This window comes from Paenibacillus sp. IHB B 3415, assembly GCF_000802655.2.
In the GTDB taxonomy this organism is placed as follows: Bacteria; Bacillota; Bacilli; order Paenibacillales; family Paenibacillaceae; genus Paenibacillus_AQ; species Paenibacillus_AQ phytohabitans.
In genome coordinates, this window is sequence record NZ_JUEI01000286.1 from 1 (window position 1) to 491 (window position 491).

General features: G+C 55.0%; 3 tRNA genes. All 3 read right to left on the bottom strand.

The features are described from left to right. Window positions 1–67 precede the first annotated feature (67 nt). The 3 genes from QW71_RS36700 to QW71_RS36715 all read right to left on the bottom strand — a co-directional run bounded on the left by QW71_RS36700 (window position 68) and on the right by QW71_RS36715 (window position 414). Window positions 68–143: transfer RNA gene (locus QW71_RS36700), tRNA-Thr, on the bottom strand. A gap of 30 nt (window positions 144–173) precedes the next feature. Continuing rightward, window positions 174–249 (bottom strand) — tRNA-Val (locus QW71_RS36705). Between the two features lie 88 nt (window positions 250–337). Beyond that, window positions 338–414 (bottom strand) — tRNA-Met (locus tag QW71_RS36715). Window positions 415–491 lie beyond the last annotated feature (77 nt).

Here is a 491-nt window from a genome sequence, read left to right on the forward strand (position 1 = left end):
ATCTCCTGCGTGACAGGCAGGCATGTTAGGCCAACTACACCACGGTTCCACAATTTAATGTAAAAAATGGTGCCGGCGAGAGGACTTGAACCCCCAACCTACTGATTACAAGTCAGTTGCTCTACCAGTTGAGCTACACCGGCACGGTGTAAGGTGGATCTGAGATTTAAAAATGGTGGAGGCTGAGGGGTTCGAACCCCCGACCCTCTGCTTGTAAGGCAGATGCTCTCCCAGCTGAGCTAAGCCTCCGGGTATGTATGGCTGAGGGGTTCGACCCCCCGACCCTCTGCTTGTAAGGCAGATGCTCTCCCAGCTGAGCTAAGCCTCCGGGTATGTATGGTAGCGGCAGAGGGGATCGAACCCCCGACCTCACGGGTATGAACCGTACGCTCTAGCCAGCTGAGCTACGCCGCCACACTACAAGTATTGGATTTATAATGGCGGAGAGAGAGGGATTCGAACCCTCGCACCGCTTACGCAGTCTAACCCCT